This window comes from Mesorhizobium sp. ES1-3 (assembly GCF_020164795.1).
Taxonomy (GTDB): domain Bacteria; phylum Pseudomonadota; class Alphaproteobacteria; order Rhizobiales; family Rhizobiaceae; genus Mesorhizobium.
This window is the reverse complement of record NZ_JAIUGW010000024.1, coordinates 1-16,541: the sequence shown is the minus strand read 5'-3', so window position 1 is coordinate 16,541 and position 16,541 is coordinate 1. Positions and strand designations below refer to the sequence as shown.

17 protein-coding genes and 1 pseudogene are annotated in these 16,541 nt (G+C 63.6%); 7 read left to right on the top strand and 11 right to left on the bottom strand.

All coding sequences use genetic code 11. The features are described from left to right. Positions 1-109: 109 nt before the first annotated feature. The 7 genes from LB536_RS25020 to LB536_RS24990 all read right to left on the bottom strand — a co-directional run bounded on the left by LB536_RS25020 (position 110) and on the right by LB536_RS24990 (position 7,737). Entirely contained in the window at positions 110-985 is an 876-nt protein-coding gene (locus LB536_RS25020) for a GNAT family N-acetyltransferase (protein WP_224597434.1), read from the bottom strand. Positions 986-1,225: 240 nt separating this feature from the next. Continuing rightward, the gene (locus LB536_RS25015) at positions 1,226-3,520 is read right to left on the bottom strand and encodes a PAS domain-containing hybrid sensor histidine kinase/response regulator (protein ID WP_224597296.1); all 2,295 of its coding nucleotides are present in this window, start codon (positions 3,518-3,520) and stop codon (positions 1,226-1,228) included. A 143-nt stretch (positions 3,521-3,663) separates the two neighbouring features. Next, the gene (locus tag LB536_RS25010) at positions 3,664-4,653 is read right to left on the bottom strand and encodes an MDR family oxidoreductase (protein ID WP_224597294.1); all 990 of its coding nucleotides are present in this window, start codon (positions 4,651-4,653) and stop codon (positions 3,664-3,666) included. A gap of 55 nt (positions 4,654-4,708) precedes the next feature. Further along, positions 4,709-5,206, bottom strand: a complete 498-nt coding sequence (gene lspA / locus LB536_RS25005; RefSeq protein WP_224597290.1) for a signal peptidase II — start codon at positions 5,204-5,206, stop codon at positions 4,709-4,711. A 13-nt stretch (positions 5,207-5,219) separates the two neighbouring features. Continuing rightward, positions 5,220-6,077, bottom strand: coding sequence for a TrmH family RNA methyltransferase (locus LB536_RS25000; RefSeq protein ID WP_224597287.1), 858 nt, complete (start codon positions 6,075-6,077; stop codon positions 5,220-5,222). A 1-nt stretch (position 6,078) separates the two neighbouring features. Further along, positions 6,079-7,161 (bottom strand): class I SAM-dependent rRNA methyltransferase, encoded by a 1,083-nt coding sequence (locus LB536_RS24995; RefSeq protein WP_140811553.1) that lies wholly within the window; start codon positions 7,159-7,161, stop codon positions 6,079-6,081. A 90-nt stretch (positions 7,162-7,251) separates the two neighbouring features. Next, positions 7,252-7,737 carry a DUF1772 domain-containing protein gene (locus tag LB536_RS24990; protein ID WP_224597285.1) on the bottom strand — a complete coding sequence of 162 codons (486 nt, stop codon included), beginning with the start codon at positions 7,735-7,737 and terminating at the stop codon, positions 7,252-7,254. Between the two features lie 82 nt (positions 7,738-7,819). On the opposite strand from LB536_RS24990, the pseudogene LB536_RS24985 reads away from it, so the two are divergent. After that, a pseudogene (locus LB536_RS24985) lies at positions 7,820-7,927 on the top strand (transcriptional regulator); the annotation flags it as partial. 60 nt (positions 7,928-7,987) lie between these two features. On the opposite strand, the gene LB536_RS24980 reads toward LB536_RS24985, so the two are convergent. From LB536_RS24980 to sppA, 4 genes are all read right to left on the bottom strand, one after another. Further along, positions 7,988-8,953: an ornithine cyclodeaminase family protein gene (locus LB536_RS24980; protein ID WP_224597281.1), complete on the bottom strand. Its 966-nt coding sequence runs from the start codon at positions 8,951-8,953 to the stop codon at positions 7,988-7,990. Between the two features lie 37 nt (positions 8,954-8,990). Next, positions 8,991-9,356 (bottom strand): DUF1049 domain-containing protein, encoded by a 366-nt coding sequence (locus LB536_RS24975; protein ID WP_224597279.1) that lies wholly within the window; start codon positions 9,354-9,356, stop codon positions 8,991-8,993. Between the two features lie 41 nt (positions 9,357-9,397). Beyond that, the gene (locus LB536_RS24970; RefSeq protein ID WP_006200394.1) at positions 9,398-9,682 is read right to left on the bottom strand and encodes an integration host factor subunit beta; all 285 of its coding nucleotides are present in this window, start codon (positions 9,680-9,682) and stop codon (positions 9,398-9,400) included. A 79-nt stretch (positions 9,683-9,761) separates the two neighbouring features. Next, on the bottom strand, positions 9,762-10,718 hold the full coding sequence (gene sppA, locus LB536_RS24965) for a signal peptide peptidase SppA (RefSeq protein WP_224597276.1): 957 nt from the start codon (positions 10,716-10,718) through the stop codon (positions 9,762-9,764). A 355-nt stretch (positions 10,719-11,073) separates the two neighbouring features. Between sppA and lptC the strand changes: the two genes are divergently transcribed. The 6 genes from lptC (at position 11,074) to ptsN (ending at position 16,393) form a co-directional block, all read left to right on the top strand. Next, positions 11,074-11,787, top strand: coding sequence for an LPS export ABC transporter periplasmic protein LptC (lptC, locus tag LB536_RS24960; protein WP_140756261.1), 714 nt, complete (start codon positions 11,074-11,076; stop codon positions 11,785-11,787). Further along, a complete protein-coding gene (locus tag LB536_RS24955; protein ID WP_140756259.1) occupies positions 11,774-12,382 on the top strand; it encodes an LptA/OstA family protein in 609 nt (202 codons plus the stop codon). Before lptC ends, LB536_RS24955 begins: the two co-directional genes overlap by 14 nt. Beyond that, positions 12,382-13,200 carry an LPS export ABC transporter ATP-binding protein gene (gene lptB, locus LB536_RS24950; protein WP_224597274.1) on the top strand — a complete coding sequence of 273 codons (819 nt, stop codon included), beginning with the start codon at positions 12,382-12,384 and terminating at the stop codon, positions 13,198-13,200. Before LB536_RS24955 ends, lptB begins: the two co-directional genes overlap by 1 nt. A gap of 295 nt (positions 13,201-13,495) precedes the next feature. Beyond that, positions 13,496-15,022: an RNA polymerase factor sigma-54 gene (gene rpoN, locus LB536_RS24945; protein WP_140756254.1), complete on the top strand. Its 1,527-nt coding sequence runs from the start codon at positions 13,496-13,498 to the stop codon at positions 15,020-15,022. A 264-nt stretch (positions 15,023-15,286) separates the two neighbouring features. Beyond that, a complete protein-coding gene (gene hpf / locus LB536_RS24940) occupies positions 15,287-15,871 on the top strand; it encodes a ribosome hibernation-promoting factor, HPF/YfiA family (RefSeq protein ID WP_027143036.1) in 585 nt (194 codons plus the stop codon). A gap of 57 nt (positions 15,872-15,928) precedes the next feature. Continuing rightward, entirely contained in the window at positions 15,929-16,393 is a 465-nt protein-coding gene (gene ptsN, locus LB536_RS24935) for a PTS IIA-like nitrogen regulatory protein PtsN (protein WP_019861194.1), read from the top strand. Positions 16,394-16,541: the final 148 nt, after the last annotated feature.

Sequence of the window (16,541 nt, the reverse complement as noted above, 5' to 3'; positions counted from 1 at the left end):
GGGAATAGGGAGTAGGGAAATAGTCAGTAGTCGTCGATGCGTGAATCGTGGCGTCTTCACTACTGCCTACTGCCTACTGCCTACTGCCTACTGCCTACTGCCTACTCGCTCACGCGGCGAAGCGCTGCGCTTCCCCGCCATAATAGTTGACGTAACGGGCGCCGATCTCCTTGACCGGCATCACGACGAAAATGTCGACCGTGGAGAATTCGCGGTCGATGACGCAACCATCGCCGATGCGAGCGCCTACCCGCAGATATCCCTTGACCAGAGGCGGCATCGCCGCGATCGCCGCCTTGGTGTTGACCGCCTCGATCGGCATCAGGTCCATGGAGCAATAGCGCCCGGACACCGCGCGCACGTCCCAGGCCGAGTTGGTGCGGCAATGATGGGCGAGATAGGTGAGCGCCTCGGCATGCGCGGCCGGCACGGTGCCGTGGAATGAGGCACAGCCGGTCATCACGCCGATTTCGTAGTGATTGATATAGGCCCAGATGCCTTGCCATAGCGCCTCGATGGTGCGCTTCGAACGGTATTCGGGCAAAACACATGAACGGCCGAGTTCGAGGAAACGCTGTCCGGGATGGCGGGCGATGAGCTTGGTCAGCTCGAATTCGCCTTCGGAATAGAAGCCGCCGGCGGTTGCCGCGATTTCTTGCCGCAGCAAGCGATAGGTGCCGACGATGCGGCGGTGCTCAGGGCCGGAAAGCGTGGTATCGAGGACGAGCAGATGGTCGCAGAGCGGGTCGAAGCGGTCGGCGTCGCGACGGTCATGCGCCTGGAACAGATCCTTCCTGGCGCCAAGCTCGTCATAGAATACACGGTAACGCACTTCCTGCGCAGCCGCGATCTCGGCCTCGTTGCGGGCGAGCCGCACTTCGAGGTTGCCGATACGGCCGAGCGCTGCGCCTTTTATGACGGAATCGACATCACGTCCTGCGAGCAAGGCGCTGCTGGCGTTCGGCCGAGTGTCACATTCCGGCATAACTGTATGCACGAGTGATTCTCCTTCGAGCCATCCCTCTTGGCACGGGGATACGGTGTAGGTGCAACAGGATTGTGACAGTACCGTGATACGGCGTCGCGGGCAATACTTCGTCGGCTGGCGAAAACGGTCAACCGGCTACGTTGCGTCACAAGTCCCTGGGCGCGTCGCCTTCGCGGGCGCCGAAACCGGGCTGCTTTTTTGGTGGTCTTCGTCAGCCACGCACCGGGAAAAGGCGGCTCAGGCGGCGACCTGGCCTTCGACGGCGCTGACCAGCGCATCGGGGTCGAGCGGCTTGGTGACGAAGCCGCTGGCGCCGTGGGCAAGCACCGCATGGCGGGTCTTTTCCTGGCTGTCGGCCGACAGCACCATGATCGGCACGGGCGGGACGGATGTCTCCTCTTCATGGCGGCGGATCGCGGCAATGGCGTCCAGCCCGTCCATGACCGGCATATGCAGATCCATCAGCACCACGTCGAAGCGGCGGTTGTGGCCGGCGCCGGTGACCGCCTCGACGGCGGCCTTGCCGTTGCCCACCACCTTGACGCGATGTCCGGCCTTCAACAGCGTTGCGCGGGCCAGCATGGCATTGATGTCGTTGTCCTCGGCGATCAGCACGGACAGGCCCTGCTGGCGTTCGCCTGACGTACGAAGCGTCGGTGCGCGGCGTTTTTCCGGCTGTGGCGCGGCAAGGACCGGTGCGTGGCTGCTCAAAAGGACACGCAAAAGTGTTCCTCCGCGCACTGGCCGGGCAAGGAATGTCGCGTAGCCGCTGGCGCGAAACTCGCCAAGCATGCCGCGTTCGGTGGGGGCAATCAGCGTGACGGCTTCGCAATTGGAGAATCCATGCTGGCGAAGCCGCTTGAGCAGCCTTCCGTCACTCTCTTCCATGGCCGCGTCGACCAGAAGCACGTCGCAGCCGTCGGCAAAGGAAGCGGCCTGAGCCACGGTGGTGGCGATGCCGGCCGCGCCGCCATTGGCGCGGATGGTGCGGGCGATGGCGTCGGCCTCGACAGTGTTCTTGGACAGGATCACCGCTCGCCGGCCGGCAAGCGCGTTCTGCCGGCCCTGCGGCGGCTCGGTGGCCGACATGGCCGGGATTTCGAAGACGAATTCCGATCCCTGGCCAAGCCGGCTGGAAACCGAAATCGTGCCGCCCATGGCGGTCACCAGGCGCTTGGAGATGGCAAGTCCCAATCCGGCCCCGCCATGCGTGCGCGTCGAGGTGCCGTCGGCCTGCTCGAACTCCTCGAAGATGCGCTCCATGTCCTCGTCGCGCAGGCCAGGACCGGTATCGGCGATGGTGAAGCAGATGCGGTCGCTGATCTCGGTGCGGGCGCGCGCGACGCTGACCAGCACGCCGCCGCCGTCGGTGAACTTGATGGCGTTGCCGATGAGGTTGAGCAGCACCTGCCTGACCCGGCCCGGATCGGCGGTGATCAATTGCGGCACGTCCGGTTCGACATGGCAGCCGAGGCCAATATTCTTGGCGAAGGCGCGCGCGGCCATCAGTTCGATGATGTTGTCGGCGATCTCGCGCACGGACATGGGCTGCGGTTCGGGATCGAAGCGTCCGGCCTCGATCTTGGAATAGTCGAGCAGGTCCTCGATCAGGGCAAGCAAGGCGCTGGCCGAGGTCGAGATGGCGCCGACATAGGTCTGCTGCTCTGGCGACAGGCTGGTGTCGGCGAGCAGCCTGGCCATGCCCATGATGCCGTTCATCGGCGTGCGGATCTCATGGCTGACGGTGGCGAGGAAGCGCGACTTTGCCTGGCTTGCGAACTCTGCCCGCTCGCGCGCGGTGATCATGGACGATTCGGCGCGCTTGCGTGCGGTGATGTCGCGGGCGATGGCGCGATGCGAGACGGCATTGCTGTCCTTGTCGCGCACCGATAGCTCGATCCACGAGAACCAGCGCGGGCCGGTCGGCGTGCGGATGGCAACGTCGGTGGAACTCAGGCATTCATGGTCGGAGAAAGCAGCATCGGGAACGAGGCCGACCTCGATGCCGAGCTCGGCAAGCGTCTTGCCGGCAAGGTCGCGTTGGTCGGTTTCGACGAGGTCGGCGAACACCTTGTTGGCATAGACGATGTAACCGTCGCGGTCGCGATGGATGACGAGATCGCCGAGCGCGTCGATGAGACCGCGAAAGCGCTCCTCGCTTTCCTGCATCTCCCACATGCGGTCGGCCAGCGTCTCGATCTCGGCGCGGTTGCGGGCGGTGGTTTCGTCGAGCAGCACCGTACTGCGGCGTACGCTGCGTCTGGCGTGCAGGTGCATGGCCAGGCCGGCAAGGCCGGTTACCAGCAACGCCAGGCTGATGAAGGCCGGCGCCCCGGTCAGGTAGGAGAGGCCGGCCAGCACCAGAACGGCAACGAAGGTCAGTATCGGCAGGCCTTCGCGCTTGGCCGGTTGCTGATCGGGCACCAGCGGCGGCGCGGCGATAAACCGCCGCGCGGATGCCGGCGCTTGCGCCGGTGCCGCATCGGTGTCGTCGCCAGCGTCGGCCCGTTGGCTGTCGGATTCCGCGATCATGCGAAATCCTTTGCCAGACAGAGATTATGGAAAATTGCGGGGGATCGTTCGAATTTTAGCGGATCGGGCATTTTTGACCCGGCTGCGACGGATTTGCCAGCCGATGTGGCAATTCCGTCCGGCGCCTGCGATCCCTGTGTCGATCACATGTCGACGACGACGCGACCGCGGATCTTGCCATCGACGATGTCGTGTGCCGCACCGATGATGCCGTCGAAGCCGATGGTCGTGGACAGGCTGGCAAGCTTGTCGACATCGAGATCGGCGCCGATGCGCTGCCAGGCCTCGAGGCGTACGGCTTTCGGCGCCATCACCGAATCGATGCCGAGCAGCGAGACACCGCGCAGGATGAAGGGAGCGACGCTCGACGGCAGATCCATGCCGCCGGCCAGGCCGCAGGCGGCGACCGCCCCGCCATAGGAGGTCATCGACAGAACGTTGGCCAGCGTGTGACTGCCGACCGAATCGATGCCGCCGGCCCAGCGCTCCTTGGAGAGCGGCTTGGCAGGCTGGTTGAGCTCGTCGCGCGATATCACCTCGGCGGCGCCAAGGTTGATCAGATAAGGGCTTTCGGCATTGCGGCCGGTCGAGGCGATGACATGGTAGCCGAGGCTGGACAGGATCGAGACCGCGACCGAACCGACGCCGCCGGCGGCGCCCGTCACCACGACAGGGCCGCGATCGGGCAGGATGCCGTGCCGCTCCAGCGCCATGACACAGAGCATGGCCGTGTAGCCGGCGGTGCCGACCGCCATGGCATCATGCGCGCTCATGCCTTCCGGCAGAGGCACCAGCCAGTCGCCTTTGACGCGGGCGCGCCCGGCATAGGCGCCGAAATGGGTTTCGCCAACGCCCCAGCCGTTCAGGATGACCTTGTCGCCCTTGCGCCACTCGGGATTGGAAGAGGAGATGACGGTGCCGGCAAGGTCGATGCCCGGCACCAGCGGCCATCGGCGGATCACCGGCGCCTTGCCCGATATGGCCAGTCCATCCTTGTAGTTCACCGTCGTCGCCTCGACCGCGACGGTGACGTCGCCCTCCATCAGATCGGCGTCGGTGAGATCGGTCACGGCGACCGACTGTTTTTTTTCGGCATCGCGCGAAACGAGGATGGCTTTGAAGGTTTCGGTCATCTTTCTCTCCGCGAACTTGCTTGGCGTCTGACTGTGCGGCGATGGCCGCTTGGGGTCAATCTTTGGAAGGCTTGGCGTTCGAAGGTTTCGGTTCACGCCGCCAGCCGATGAGTTCGTCGAAGACGACCAGTGCCGCGCCCACGGAAATGAAGGCATCCGCAAGGTTGAAGACGGCGAAGGACCAGACCGGCGTGTGGAACAGCATGTAATCGATGACATGGCCGTAGACGGCACGGTCGATCAGATTGCCCACCGCGCCGCCGATGATCAGCGCAAAGCCGATGCGGGTGATGACGTGGCCCGATGGCGTCCGCGTGGCGAGGTAAAGCACGAAAGCCACGACCAGCACGGCGATGACCACGAGGCCGGTGTCGCCGAAGGAGGAGAACATCGAGAAGGCGATGCCCGTATTATAGGTGCGAAACAGTGCCAGGAAGGGCAGGAGGTCGAGCTTTTCCTGGAAGGGCAGGCCGGCCTCGACCAGTGCCTTTATCCATTGGTCGAGCGCGATGGCGACGATGACGAGCAGTGCGTAGGGAGACCATGATTTCACGATTGGGCAGCCCTCATTGCTGGTCCGGGATTGGTTCGAGCTTCAGCGCGCCGCGCCGGATCTCGAACAGCATGATGCCGGTGGCGACCGCGAGATTGAGCGAATCGGCACGGCCCGCCTGCGGAATCCTGAGCAGCCTGTCGCAGCTTGCCGTCAGGCTTTCGGGCAGGCCCTGTTGCTCATTGCCCATCATCAAAAGTACTGGCCCGCGGGAAAAATCGACCGAGCGGTAATCGACCGCGCCCTTCAGATGCGTGCCGGCGACGAGACCTGAAAAGCCGCCGCGCCAGGCAAGGAATGCTTCGGTCGTTGCCTTCGCCACTGGCACGGCGAAGATCGATCCCATGGTGGCGCGTACCGTCTCGACGGAAAACGGATCGGTGGTGTCGCCGACCAGAATGACGCCCTTGGCGCCGACGGCATCGACCGTGCGAATGACGGTGCCGAGATTGCCGGGATCGCGCACCCGGTCGAGCGCCACCCAGACGTCGCCATTGTCGGCACGGATGTCCTTCAGGGCCAGGAATTTTTGCGAGAAGACGCCGACCACCATTTGCGGATTGTCACGGCGGGTGATGGCGACAAGCACCTTTTCCGACACTTCGAGCACGGTACCCCCGGCTGCAACCGTGCGCGCCGCGACTTTTTCCACGGCCGCGTTGCCACGTCCGGCCTTGGCGAAAACAAGTGTCCTGATCTGCCAGCCCAAGTCGAGCGCGTCGATGACCAGCTTCAGCCCCTCGGCCATGAAGGCGTTCTGCTGGTCGCGGAATTTCTTCAAGGCGAGCGCCTTGATGTCCTTGACCAGCGGGTTGGCGAGGCTGGTGATTTCCTTCACCTGGCCAGGCGCGCCGGCGTGCCGTTCGTTCATGTCAAGCCACCCAGCGCGAAAACAGTGAAGTCGAAAGCGCCCGGCCGGCGGACTTTTCACGGATGATCAACTCACCCGATTCGACCTTGCCGCCGATACCGGCGAAGGTGTCGCGCATCAGAGCGTGGATGGCGAAGAAGGAAGCACGGATCGAATAGGCGGTCAGCACCACGGCAAGCGGCTTTGGGGTCAGGATCGAGCGACAGAGGTCCGTCAGATCAGGCAGGTCCTCGAACAACTGCCAGACCTCGCCCTTGGGGCCGCGGCCATAGGCCGGCGGATCGAACAGGATGATGTCGTAGCGGCTGCCGCGACGCTCCTCGCGCTCGGCGAACTTCACCGCGTCGTCGACGATCCAGCGGATCGGCTTGGCGCCAAGGCCGGCCATCTCCTGGTTCTCGCGCGCCCAGCCGATCGCCTTCTTCGAGGCGTCGACATGGGTGACCTCCGCGCCCGCGCGCGCGGCCACCAGAGAGGCAAGGCCGGTATAGCCGAACAGGTTGAGCACCTTGACCGGCCGCCCGGCCGCCACGATCAAGCCCGCCATATGGTCCCAGTGCGAAGCCTGCTCGGGAAAGACGCCGACATGGCGAAACGAGGTGAAACGGCCGAGATAGTCGATACCGTCATGCTTCATCGGCCAGGTTTCGCCGAGCGGTGTCTTGGGAAAACGCCAGCGGCCGATGCCTTCCTCGTCGGTGTCGCCGGTGAAGATCGCGTCGGCGCGCTCCCAGTCCCTTGCCGGCAGGGCCTTCTGCCAGATCGCCTGGCCCTCCGGGCGCACGATGCGGTAGGGGCCGTATTGTTCGAGCTTTTGGCCGGCGCCGCTGTCGAGCAGCGCGTAATCCGCGTTGGGAGCTACTTCGAGAATTACCGGAAGTTGCTCAGCGGGCAGCGCGCCTTCGCGGCGGGCGAGGATGCGCGGCGCGGATTTCGGCTGGTTTTCCGGTTTCACATTGTGCTGTTCGCGCGGCCTGGGATCTGGCTTGACCGCGGAACGATTCTCGGTGGGGCGCGGCTCTACGGTCCCGCTCTTCGCTGGGTGCGGTCGGCCGTCGCGGCGTTTGTCGCGAAAAGACTTCAAGAGGCAGCTTCTCCGGCGGTTCGGCCCGCTTCTGCCACAGCTATGCCCATCGGCGCAACAAACCCGCGCGACATTGCGATTGCGAACGGCTCAGCCACGCCCGATCGAAAGCAGGGCGACAAGCAGCGAAACGAAACCGGCAGCCTTGGCTGCCGTGACCGCCATGTGGCCGGTCTCCCAGCGCAGCCGTATGGCTTCGAAATTGTCGGGAATCGGGCCTGGCACCCAGGTGGCGAGAACGTTGTTGGCCGGTTTGACGAGAACGAACCAAAGCACGAGGGACAGCGCATAGAGCAAGGTGGCGGCGAGTGCGAACGAGAACGCCGGCCGATCCTCGCGCAGCAGCCATGCCAGCAGTCCCGGGCAGGCGACCGCCGCGACATCCAGCGGCGCGCCAACGATTGCGAAGAGCAGGAACTGGCCATTGAAAACGGTCGCCTCGCGCCAAAGCGCCGGGGACCACCGGGTGAGCCGGGGCGCCGATTCCAGGACATGGGCGAAGGACGGTCCGAGGCTGAGCGCAGCGATGGTGGCGGTCAAGACAGACCAGAACAGCAGGAAGCCATGTATTCGCATGACGCAACAACGGTTCCGGGCCGAAGCCGTTCCTAGCCGTCGCCACTTGCCGTTGCCTCAGCCCTGGCCCTTATCGTCGTCCATGTCCCGTTCCGAACGCCTGCTCGATCTGATCAAGTCGCTGCGCCGGCACCGCTGGCCGGTGAGCGGGCGGGTGCTGGCCGATGATCTCGGGATTTCGGTCCGCACCTTTGTGGCGCGGCCGATTTCGCACTGATCGCAGGGGCGATGGGCGCCAAACTCGCTTGAGCTAGCCTCTGAGCGCCTTGTAGACGGCAATGCCGGCGGCCAAGTCCTCGAGTGCTGCGCCAACCGACTTGAACAGCGTAATCTCGTCAGGGCTACCGCGGCCTTGCTTCTGGCCGCGCGTCAGTTCGTGCAGGTCGGCGACGATGGCTTCCGGTTTCAGCACGCCGGAGGCCAGTGGCTGGACGATGTCGCCGGCCTCCTTGGTGGCGCCGGCGCGGGTGTCGACATAGACGCGGGCACGCAAGATCGCCTCGTCATCGCTTTCGCGCATCGTCGGGGTAAAGCCGCCAACCAGATCGACATGGGTCCCTGGCCGCAGCAGTGCGCCCTTGATCAGCGGCGTGGTGGTGATTGTCGCCGAGGAGACGATGTCGGCCTGGCCAAGCTCGGCATCGAGATCGGTCGCGGCGCTGGCCGCGAAGCCCTCGGCGCACAGATAGGCCGCGACTTTCTCGGCGTTGGCCGGGGTACGGTTCCAGATGCGGATGGTCTTGATTGGCCGCACGGCGCTGTGCGCCTTGGCCAGGAAGGGTGACAGCGCGCCGGCGCCGACCACTAGCAGCCGCGAGGCATCGTCGCGGGCGAGATAGGATGCCGCGAGCGCCGAGGCGCAGGCCGTGCGCCACTGCGTCAGCCGCTGGCCGTCGATCAGCGCTTCCGGTTCGCCGGTGCCGCCATCGAGCAGGAGGTAGAGCCCCATCACCGCGGGCTTGCCGATCGCGTTGTTGTCGGGCGAGACGGTGACGATCTTGACGCCGATATGGCCGCCGGCGGAACCGCCCGCGGCGTGAAAATCGGTCCAGGCCGGCATCAGCAGCAGGGTCGACGCCGCACCGTCGGGCCTTTCGACCGCATGATGATGCCTGACTGGCTGCACCGCGCCCTCGCGAAAAGCCGCGCGCAGCGTCTCGACCAGTCCAGGAAAGGTCAGTGCACGATCGACCTCCGCCGCCGAAATGGTCAGCATGAAAAGCTCCGTGAAAAGAAATGGGCCGGCCGGCGCTTCAATTGGTGGGCTTCGGCAATGCTGACCCCTGGGCCGACCCCTGGGCTGATCCTTGGACCGGGGCTTGCGGCACTGAAGGCGCGCGGACCGCCTGGCGCAGGTTTTCGGCCTCGACGCCGCGCTGGCGCGCCAGCTTGCGGTAGCGGCCCTGCTTGACCCAGGTCGCCAGGCTGCCGACGATCATGCCGATGGCGAGCGCCAGGAACAGGAAGATGAACAGCGGCAAGGTCAGCGTCAGCTTGGGATTGCCGGGGTTGAACGGGTCCAGCGTGAAGGCGACGAGTTCGCGGTTGGCGACGGCCAAGGCGATCAGGATGATCGCCAGGGGCACGAAGACCACGATGAGCATGAAACGATTGAGCATGATAATTTCCGTCGCAAGCGGGCCAGGACAAGGTCGTCCGGCTACTTGCCGCCGTTCAGCCTTTCACGCAGTTCCTTGCCGGTCTTGAAGAACGGCACCCATTTCTCCTCGACCTCGACGGATTCGCCGGTGCGCGGGTTGCGGCCGGTGCGGGCGGGTCGGTTCTTCACCGAAAAAGCGCCGAAGCCGCGCAATTCGACCCGGTTGCCCTCGGCAAGCGCGTCGGTGATTTCATCGAAGATCGCGCCGACGATGTTTTCGACGTCGCGCAGGAAAAGATGCGGATTGCGCGTGGCAATAATCTGCACAAGCTCGGACTTGATCATCAGACGGGTCCCCGTGAAAGCAGTTCGGCCAAAATTATCAGGATGATTTTATTTGCTTTTTTAGCTGTCCCAACGCGTCTCAAGGGTGCCAGACGGAAACGAGACCGTCAAGAAACAAGCGGTCGGCGCCAAGTTCATGGATGACGTCGCCGCCGGAGTCCGGCAGGCCGAGCGCGCCGGCGATGGTGTGTACCATCGCCTTCGAGAACAGGAAACCGCCGCGCCGTTCCGTATCCTTCCACTCGACCACCTTGAGCTTGGCATCGACACCCTTGGTCGCCAGCCAGTCGATCGCCACGGATTCGCCGCCGACGGCGTCGATCAGCCCGTTGGCAACACCCTGGCGGCCGGTGAAGATCGAACCGTCGGCGAGCGCCAGCGCCTGTTCGTGGGTCATCTTGCGGCGTTCAGCCACGATGCCGACGAACCAGTCGTAGCTGTCGAGGATGAGCTTGCGGACCATGGCGCGCTCGTCGTCATTGGTCGGCTTGAAGGGCGAGGGTGAGGCTTTGAGCGGCGAGGATTTAACCTCCTCCAGCTTGACGCCGAGCTTGTCCATCAGGCCGCTGACGTCAGGATACTGGATCAGCACGCCGATCGAGCCGACGATCGAGGTCTTGCGGGCGACAATATGGTCGGCGGCGCTGGCGATCATGTAGCCCGCCGACGCGGCGAGCGTGCCGACCTCGGCCACGACAGGCTTGTCGGCGGCGAGCTTGCGCACCTCCTCGTAGATCGATTCCCCGCCGACGGTCGTGCCGCCAGGAGAATCGACCACCAGGATCACGCCCTTTACTTTCGGCGACTGGCGGATGGTCTCCAGCCGCTTGATCAGTTCGTCGTCCTCGGTGATGGTGCCTTCGATCCTGACCTTGGCGATGTGGTCGACGGCGGAGCCGCCGAAATCGTCGCCATAGAACCAGGCCGACAGCATAATCACCCCGAGCGCCACGATGCCAAAGGCCGCAACGCGCCAGAAAGTCAGCTTGCGCCGCAAGCGGCGGCGGTCGATCAGGTCGTCGGCTCTCAATGCCATCGTCAGCCTCACAGTCAGCGGGAAGAGACGCTTTTAGACCATGATGTCTTCATCGGGAAGCAGTTCCGTCCGCACATGGCGCGGCAATCCGCGCACGACGGTCCACATGTTGTCTGTTTTGTGACTGGCCTGTACGAGCGACGCAAGGTAAGTGGGAAGAACTTCGGTGATGAAAAAAGACGCAAGCACGTCTATTTCTGCTATGAAGCACTGGCTGTTGCGCCGACCCGGGTTTCGTTTGTGCAATGGCAGCTGTCACATTTTTGCGGTTTTCGTCGGCTTGTGCTTGCGTGAGGGCGCTGGCGTCCCACCTATAGGCGGTGCTCCCGGGGCAGGGTTTTAGAAGAAAGCAGTCATGTTAGCGCGACCGAATGAACCGACCAGCCCGGAGACGGAGTTGGCTCTCCCGGCGGATGGCTGGACGCGGGGCGAGGCTTTCAATCGCGCCCAGCGCCATTCGCGCCGCGTGCGCGTGCTCAAATTCGCCGTGCCCTTGGCCGCGGCGTTGATCGCCGTCGCCTTCCCGGTCTATTCCTATTTCGCCGCCCCTGTTTCCGTCGCGGTACAGGCCGAAGGTACCGCCTTCTCCAACGGCAAGCTGGTGATGGCCAATCCCAAACTCAATGGTTTCACCAAGCTGAAGCAGCCCTATTCGATGACGGCGTTGCGGGCGATACAGGATGTGAGCACGCAAGGCATCATCGAACTCGAAGGCATCGATGCCAAGGTGCCGATCGCTCCCGACAATGTCGCGGCGGTAAAAGCTTCGCGCGGTACCTACGATCGCGACGGCAATACGATGAAACTGAACAGCGACGTCACCATCACCACGACCGACGGCATGCAGGCCAAGTTCAAATCGGTCTTCCTCGACATGGGCAAAGGCACTATGAAGACGGATGATCCCGTCGATGTCAGCCGTGGCGGGTCGCAGATCACGGCGGATTCGATGTCGGTCCAGGACAATGGCAAGATCCTGGTGTTCGAGAACAAAGTTCGTGTCAATATCGATCCCGCCGTTCTGAAGGCGGCTGAGGCAAAGGGCGAAGAAGCGAATGTGGCTCACTAGTTCGACACGGCTTGCGGCCGCGACTTCGGCGCTGTTCCTGCTCAGCCTGGCGCCGTCGCTGGCGCAGTCGGGGGCGGCCAGCCAGGTGTCGGGTCTCAAACTGGCCGGCGACAAGCCGATCCAGATCGAAAGCGACAAGCTGGAAGTCCACCAGGCCGACAGTGTCGCCATCTTCACGGGCAATGTCACCGTCGTTCAGGGGCCGACGCTGATGAAGGCCGGCAAGATGATGGTCTACTACGTCAAGGATCCCAACGCGGGTACGAAGGGTACCGAAGCCGCCGGGGCGGCAGCCATGACCGGTTCGGCCAACATCGATCACCTGGAGATTTCCGACAAGGTCTACATCAAATCGGATCAGCAGGTTGCGACCGGCGATCAGGGCAGCTTCGACATGAAGAGCCAGGTGCTGGTGCTTTCGGGCAAAAAGGTCGTCCTGTCGCAAAACGACAATGTCCTGGTCGGCTGCAAGCTCACCGTGCAGATGAAAAGCGGGCTCGCCCAGGTCGATCCATGCGCTGGGCAGCGTGTCCAGATGTCGATCACACCTCCGCCGAAATCGGATGCGTCGAAATCGGGAGCGACGAACCCCTGATGGTCGCCCTGTCGTCGCTGACGGCGCGTCTCCCGGGACGGGCCGCAGGCAAGCTTTCGGCCCCGGCCACCGTCACTGTCGACAAGGCGAAGTTCAAGGGAACCTTGATCGCCAAGGGTCTGACCAAGAGTTACAAGGGCCGCAAGGTCGTCAGCGGCGTCACGCTGGGCGTGCGCGCCGGCGAGGCCGTCGGGCTGCTCGGCCCCAACGGCGCCGGCAAGACGACCTGTTTCTACATGGTCACCGGCCTGGTGCCGGTGGATGAGGGCACGATCGAGATCGACGGCTTCGACGTCACCTCGATGCCGATGTATCGACGCGCGCGCCTCGGCATCGGCTATCTGCCCCAGGAGGCATCGATCTTCCGCGGCCTCAATGTCGAGCAGAACATCCGCGCCGTGCTCGAAGTGGTCGAAAAGGATCGAAAGGTCCGCGAGCGCAACCTCGACGAACTGCTTGAGGAATTTCACATCAGCCATCTGCGCAAGGCGCCGTCCATGTCGCTCTCGGGCGGCGAAAGGCGGCGCCTGGAAATCGCGCGCGCTCTGGCGACGCGCCCGGCCTACATGCTGCTCGACGAACCCTTCGCGGGCATCGATCCGATCGCCGTCGCCGACATCCAGCAATTGGTGCGTCACCTGACGGCACGCGGCATCGGTGTCCTCATCACCGACCACAATGTGCGTGAGACGCTCGGCCTGATCGACCGTGCCTATATCATCCATGCCGGCCAGGTGCTGACCCATGGCCGCGCCGACGAAGTGGTGGCAAATGCCGACGTGCGGCGGCTTTATCTCGGCGAGGGTTTCACGCTCTGAGACGTTCACTGTCTGAGACGGCGAACCGCCCCCGTCTCTTTTTTCACGGAATTCCGATCGGAAAGCCATTCTTTCCCGGTTCCTGAAATCGCTCTCAGCGTGAAATTTGTTTCCTGATACGATTTTTTACGCGCCGACGACCTGTTTTCCGCGATTTTGATCCGGAATAACGCTCCGGTAAGCGAGTTTTGCTAGGCTTTGCCTTGACAAGCAAAAGCCGGGCCAGTTTCTATGGCCGGCTGGGGAATTCATTCCGGAAGTCCGGACGCGTAGAGGAGGCGTTTGAAACCGAATCATGGCATTAGCGGCGAAACTACAGCTCCGACAGTCGCAGTCGCTGGTGATGACGCCGCAGCTGATGCAGTCGATTCGGCTGCTGCAGTTCACCCATGCCGAGCTCGAGCATTTCATTGACGAGGAGATCGAGCGCAACCCGCTTCTGGAGCGCGCCGAGCCGCAGGACGATGCCGCGAGCGATCAGGCGCAGAAGCCCGAGGCAGAGCCGCAAGCGGCCCCCGATGGCGACTGGTTCGAGAACGAGACGGCATGGAGCGCAGAGGCGATCTCGGAAAAGCTCGATGCGTCCCTGGAAAACCTGTTTCCCGATGATCCCGGCACCAGCGAACGGCTCGGACCCGACCTGACGGCGCAATGGAAATCGGCTTCGGGCAGTGGCGGCGGCTCCTCGTCCGAGGGGCTCGATGCCGGCGACATGGCGGCGAGCGCGATCACGCTGCGCGACCATGTCGGCGAGCAGATCGCACTCGCCTTCACCGATCCCGTAGGGCGGCTGATCGCCGGAGAGCTGACCGACGGGCTCGACGAGACCGGCTATGTCCGGGCCGATCTGGCGGAGATCGCCGCGCGGCTTGGCATCGACGGCGTGGCGGTGGGCAAGGTGCTGGCCGTATGCCAGACCTTCGAACCGGCAGGCCTGTTTGCCCGCGATCTCGCGGAATGCCTTTCCCTGCAGCTTGCCGTGCGTGACCGGCTCGATCCGGCGATGAAGGCGCTGGTCGCCAATCTGGAACTGCTGGCGCGGCGCGATTTCCAGACGCTGAAACGGCTCTGCGGCGTCGACGAGGAGGATTTGCTCGACATGCTGGCCGAAATCCGGGCGCTCGACCCGCGGCCGGGCATGGCGTTTTCGGGCGGCGCCAGCGACTCGATCGTCGCCGATGTCGAGGTCCGGGCTGCCAATGACGGCAGCTGGACCGTCGAGCTCAATGCCGAAACGCTGCCGCGCGTGCTGGTCGACCATATCTATTTCGCCCATGTGTCGCCGCACGCGAAAAACCAGGCGGAGAAGGACTTCTTGGCCGAGTGCCTGCAGAACGCCAACTGGCTGACACGCAGCCTCGACCAGCGAGCAAAGACGATCCTCAAAGTGGCCTCGGAAATCGTGCGTCAACAGGACGCTTTCCTCGTCCATGGCGTACGCCATCTGAAGCCGCTCAACCTGCGCACGGTGGCAGACGCCATCGGCATGCACGAATCGACGGTCAGCCGAGTCACCGCGAACAAATACATGCTCACCCCGCGCGGCGTGTTCGAGCTGCGCTATTTCTTCACCGCCTCGATCGCGGCCTCGGGCGGCGGCGACGCGCATTCCTCCGAAGCGGTGCGTGATCGCATCAGGCAAATGATCGACGAGGAGAAGCCCGTCGATGTGCTGTCGGACGACGCTATCGTCGACATGCTGAGGGAAAGCGGCGTCGATATCGCCCGGCGCACGGTCGCCAAGTACCGGGAAGGCATGAATATTCCCTCGTCGGTGCAACGCCGGCGCGAGAAGCGGGCGCTCGCCAGCGCCGGCCGCTAGGCGTTCGCGATTTCCACAGTTTTCGAGTTTCATTGACAAGCCACGGTGAAGTGGCTAGAAGCCCGCCCGCAAGAGACGGGCTTGATGCCCGCTAGCGGATGGTCCGTCACGACAATGACCCGGGACGGTCAAGAAGGCGGCTTGTGATCAACCGGAAAGTTCGGATTTAAATCGGCGCGAGTGACGCCGCAAAGCTTGTGCGCACGGATCACGAGTATAAACTCGGGCCAGTTTGAAGCCTGAGCAAGGAAGGTCAGTTTTCAGATGAATCTGCGCATATCGGGAAAGCACATGGATATCGGCGATGCGTTCCGCACACGCATCAACGATCGTGTCGGCGAAGCGATCGGCAAATATTTCGATCGCGGCTTCGCGGGACACGTCACCGTCATCAAGTCGGGCTCGCGCTATTCGGCGGATTGCATGATTCGGCTGGATTCCGGCGCCTCGCTGCAGGCCACCGGCGATGCCCAGGATCCGACGCTCGCCTTCGAGGCCGCCGCCGATCGGCTGGAGACCCGGCTTCGGCGCTACAAGCGCCGTCTGAAATCGCACAATTCGGGCAATGCCAATGGCGAGTTGACCGACATTGCCTATACCGTGATGGCACCGCTTGCCGATGACGATGAGGAGATCCCGGAGGATTTCGCACCGGCCATCGTCGCCGAATCGACCATGACGCTGAAGACCATGTCGGTGGCGTCGGCCGTCATCGAGCTCGATACCAAGGACAGTCCGGTGGTTGTTTTCCGCAATGCCGGAACCGACCATCTCAACATCGTCTATCGCCGGCCCGACGGAAACATCGGCTGGATCGATCCGTCCACGACCAAAGTCGCACAGGGATAAAAGCCGGCCGCACGAGGGGTGGGGACTGGCGCGGCAGGCGAACAAGGATTTTCAAGCATGGATCTGAGCGATCTTATCAGCGTTCCGGCGATTTTGCCGGCGTTGAAGGCGAACTCCAAGAAGCAGCTTCTGCAATTGCTGTCGGAGCGGGCAGCGGCGATTTCGGGCATTCCGGAACGGGAGGTGTTCGACACCATCCTGCAGCGCGAACGCCTGGGTTCGACGGGCGTCGGCAACGGCATCGCCATCCCGCATGGCAAGCTCGCCGGCGTGAAGCGCATCGCCGGCGTTTTCGCCCGGCTGGAGACGCCGGTCGATTTCGAATCGCTGGATGACCAACCGGTCGATCTGGTGTTTCTGCTGCTGGCGCCCGAAGGGGCGGGTGCCGATCACCTCAAGGCGCTGTCGCGCATCGCGCGCGTGCTGCGCGACGCCGACACGGTGGCCAAGATCAGAGGGACGCGTGATGCCGCGGCGATCCACGCGCTTTTGTCGGATACGCAGGCCTCGCACGCGGCCTGAAGCCATCTTTTTTAAGAAATCGCCCCAAGGGCCGCCGTGAGCGGCCCTTTCGTTTCCGTCAACCGCCCGCCTTAGGACGTAGTGACGATTTAACGGGTTGGGATTCCCAAGGAAGCGCAAATCAGATTCAACGCTGATTTTTGGAGGT

Bases quoted from the DNA above. Each gene is read 5' to 3' on its own strand.
- LB536_RS25020 (WP_224597434.1), bottom strand. From the start codon at position 985: ATGCCGGAATGTGACACTCGGCCGAACGCCAGCAGCGCCTTGCTCGCA.
- LB536_RS25015 (WP_224597296.1), bottom strand. From the start codon at position 3,520: ATGATCGCGGAATCCGACAGCCAACGGGCCGACGCTGGCGACGACACC.
- LB536_RS25010 (WP_224597294.1), bottom strand. From the start codon at position 4,653: ATGACCGAAACCTTCAAAGCCATCCTCGTTTCGCGCGATGCCGAAAAA.
- LB536_RS25000 (WP_224597287.1), bottom strand. From the start codon at position 6,077: ATGAACGAACGGCACGCCGGCGCGCCTGGCCAGGTGAAGGAAATCACC.
- LB536_RS24990 (WP_224597285.1), bottom strand. From the start codon at position 7,737: ATGCGAATACATGGCTTCCTGCTGTTCTGGTCTGTCTTGACCGCCACC.
- LB536_RS24980 (WP_224597281.1), bottom strand. From the start codon at position 8,953: ATGCTGACCATTTCGGCGGCGGAGGTCGATCGTGCACTGACCTTTCCT.
- LB536_RS24975 (WP_224597279.1), bottom strand. From the start codon at position 9,356: ATGCTCAATCGTTTCATGCTCATCGTGGTCTTCGTGCCCCTGGCGATC.
- LB536_RS24970 (WP_006200394.1), bottom strand. From the start codon at position 9,682: ATGATCAAGTCCGAGCTTGTGCAGATTATTGCCACGCGCAATCCGCAT.
- sppA (WP_224597276.1), bottom strand. From the start codon at position 10,718: ATGGCATTGAGAGCCGACGACCTGATCGACCGCCGCCGCTTGCGGCGC.
- lptC (WP_140756261.1), top strand. From the start codon at position 11,074: ATGTTAGCGCGACCGAATGAACCGACCAGCCCGGAGACGGAGTTGGCT.
- LB536_RS24955 (WP_140756259.1), top strand. From the start codon at position 11,774: ATGTGGCTCACTAGTTCGACACGGCTTGCGGCCGCGACTTCGGCGCTG.
- lptB (WP_224597274.1), top strand. From the start codon at position 12,382: ATGGTCGCCCTGTCGTCGCTGACGGCGCGTCTCCCGGGACGGGCCGCA.
- rpoN (WP_140756254.1), top strand. From the start codon at position 13,496: ATGGCATTAGCGGCGAAACTACAGCTCCGACAGTCGCAGTCGCTGGTG.
- hpf (WP_027143036.1), top strand. From the start codon at position 15,287: ATGAATCTGCGCATATCGGGAAAGCACATGGATATCGGCGATGCGTTC.
- ptsN (WP_019861194.1), top strand. From the start codon at position 15,929: ATGGATCTGAGCGATCTTATCAGCGTTCCGGCGATTTTGCCGGCGTTG.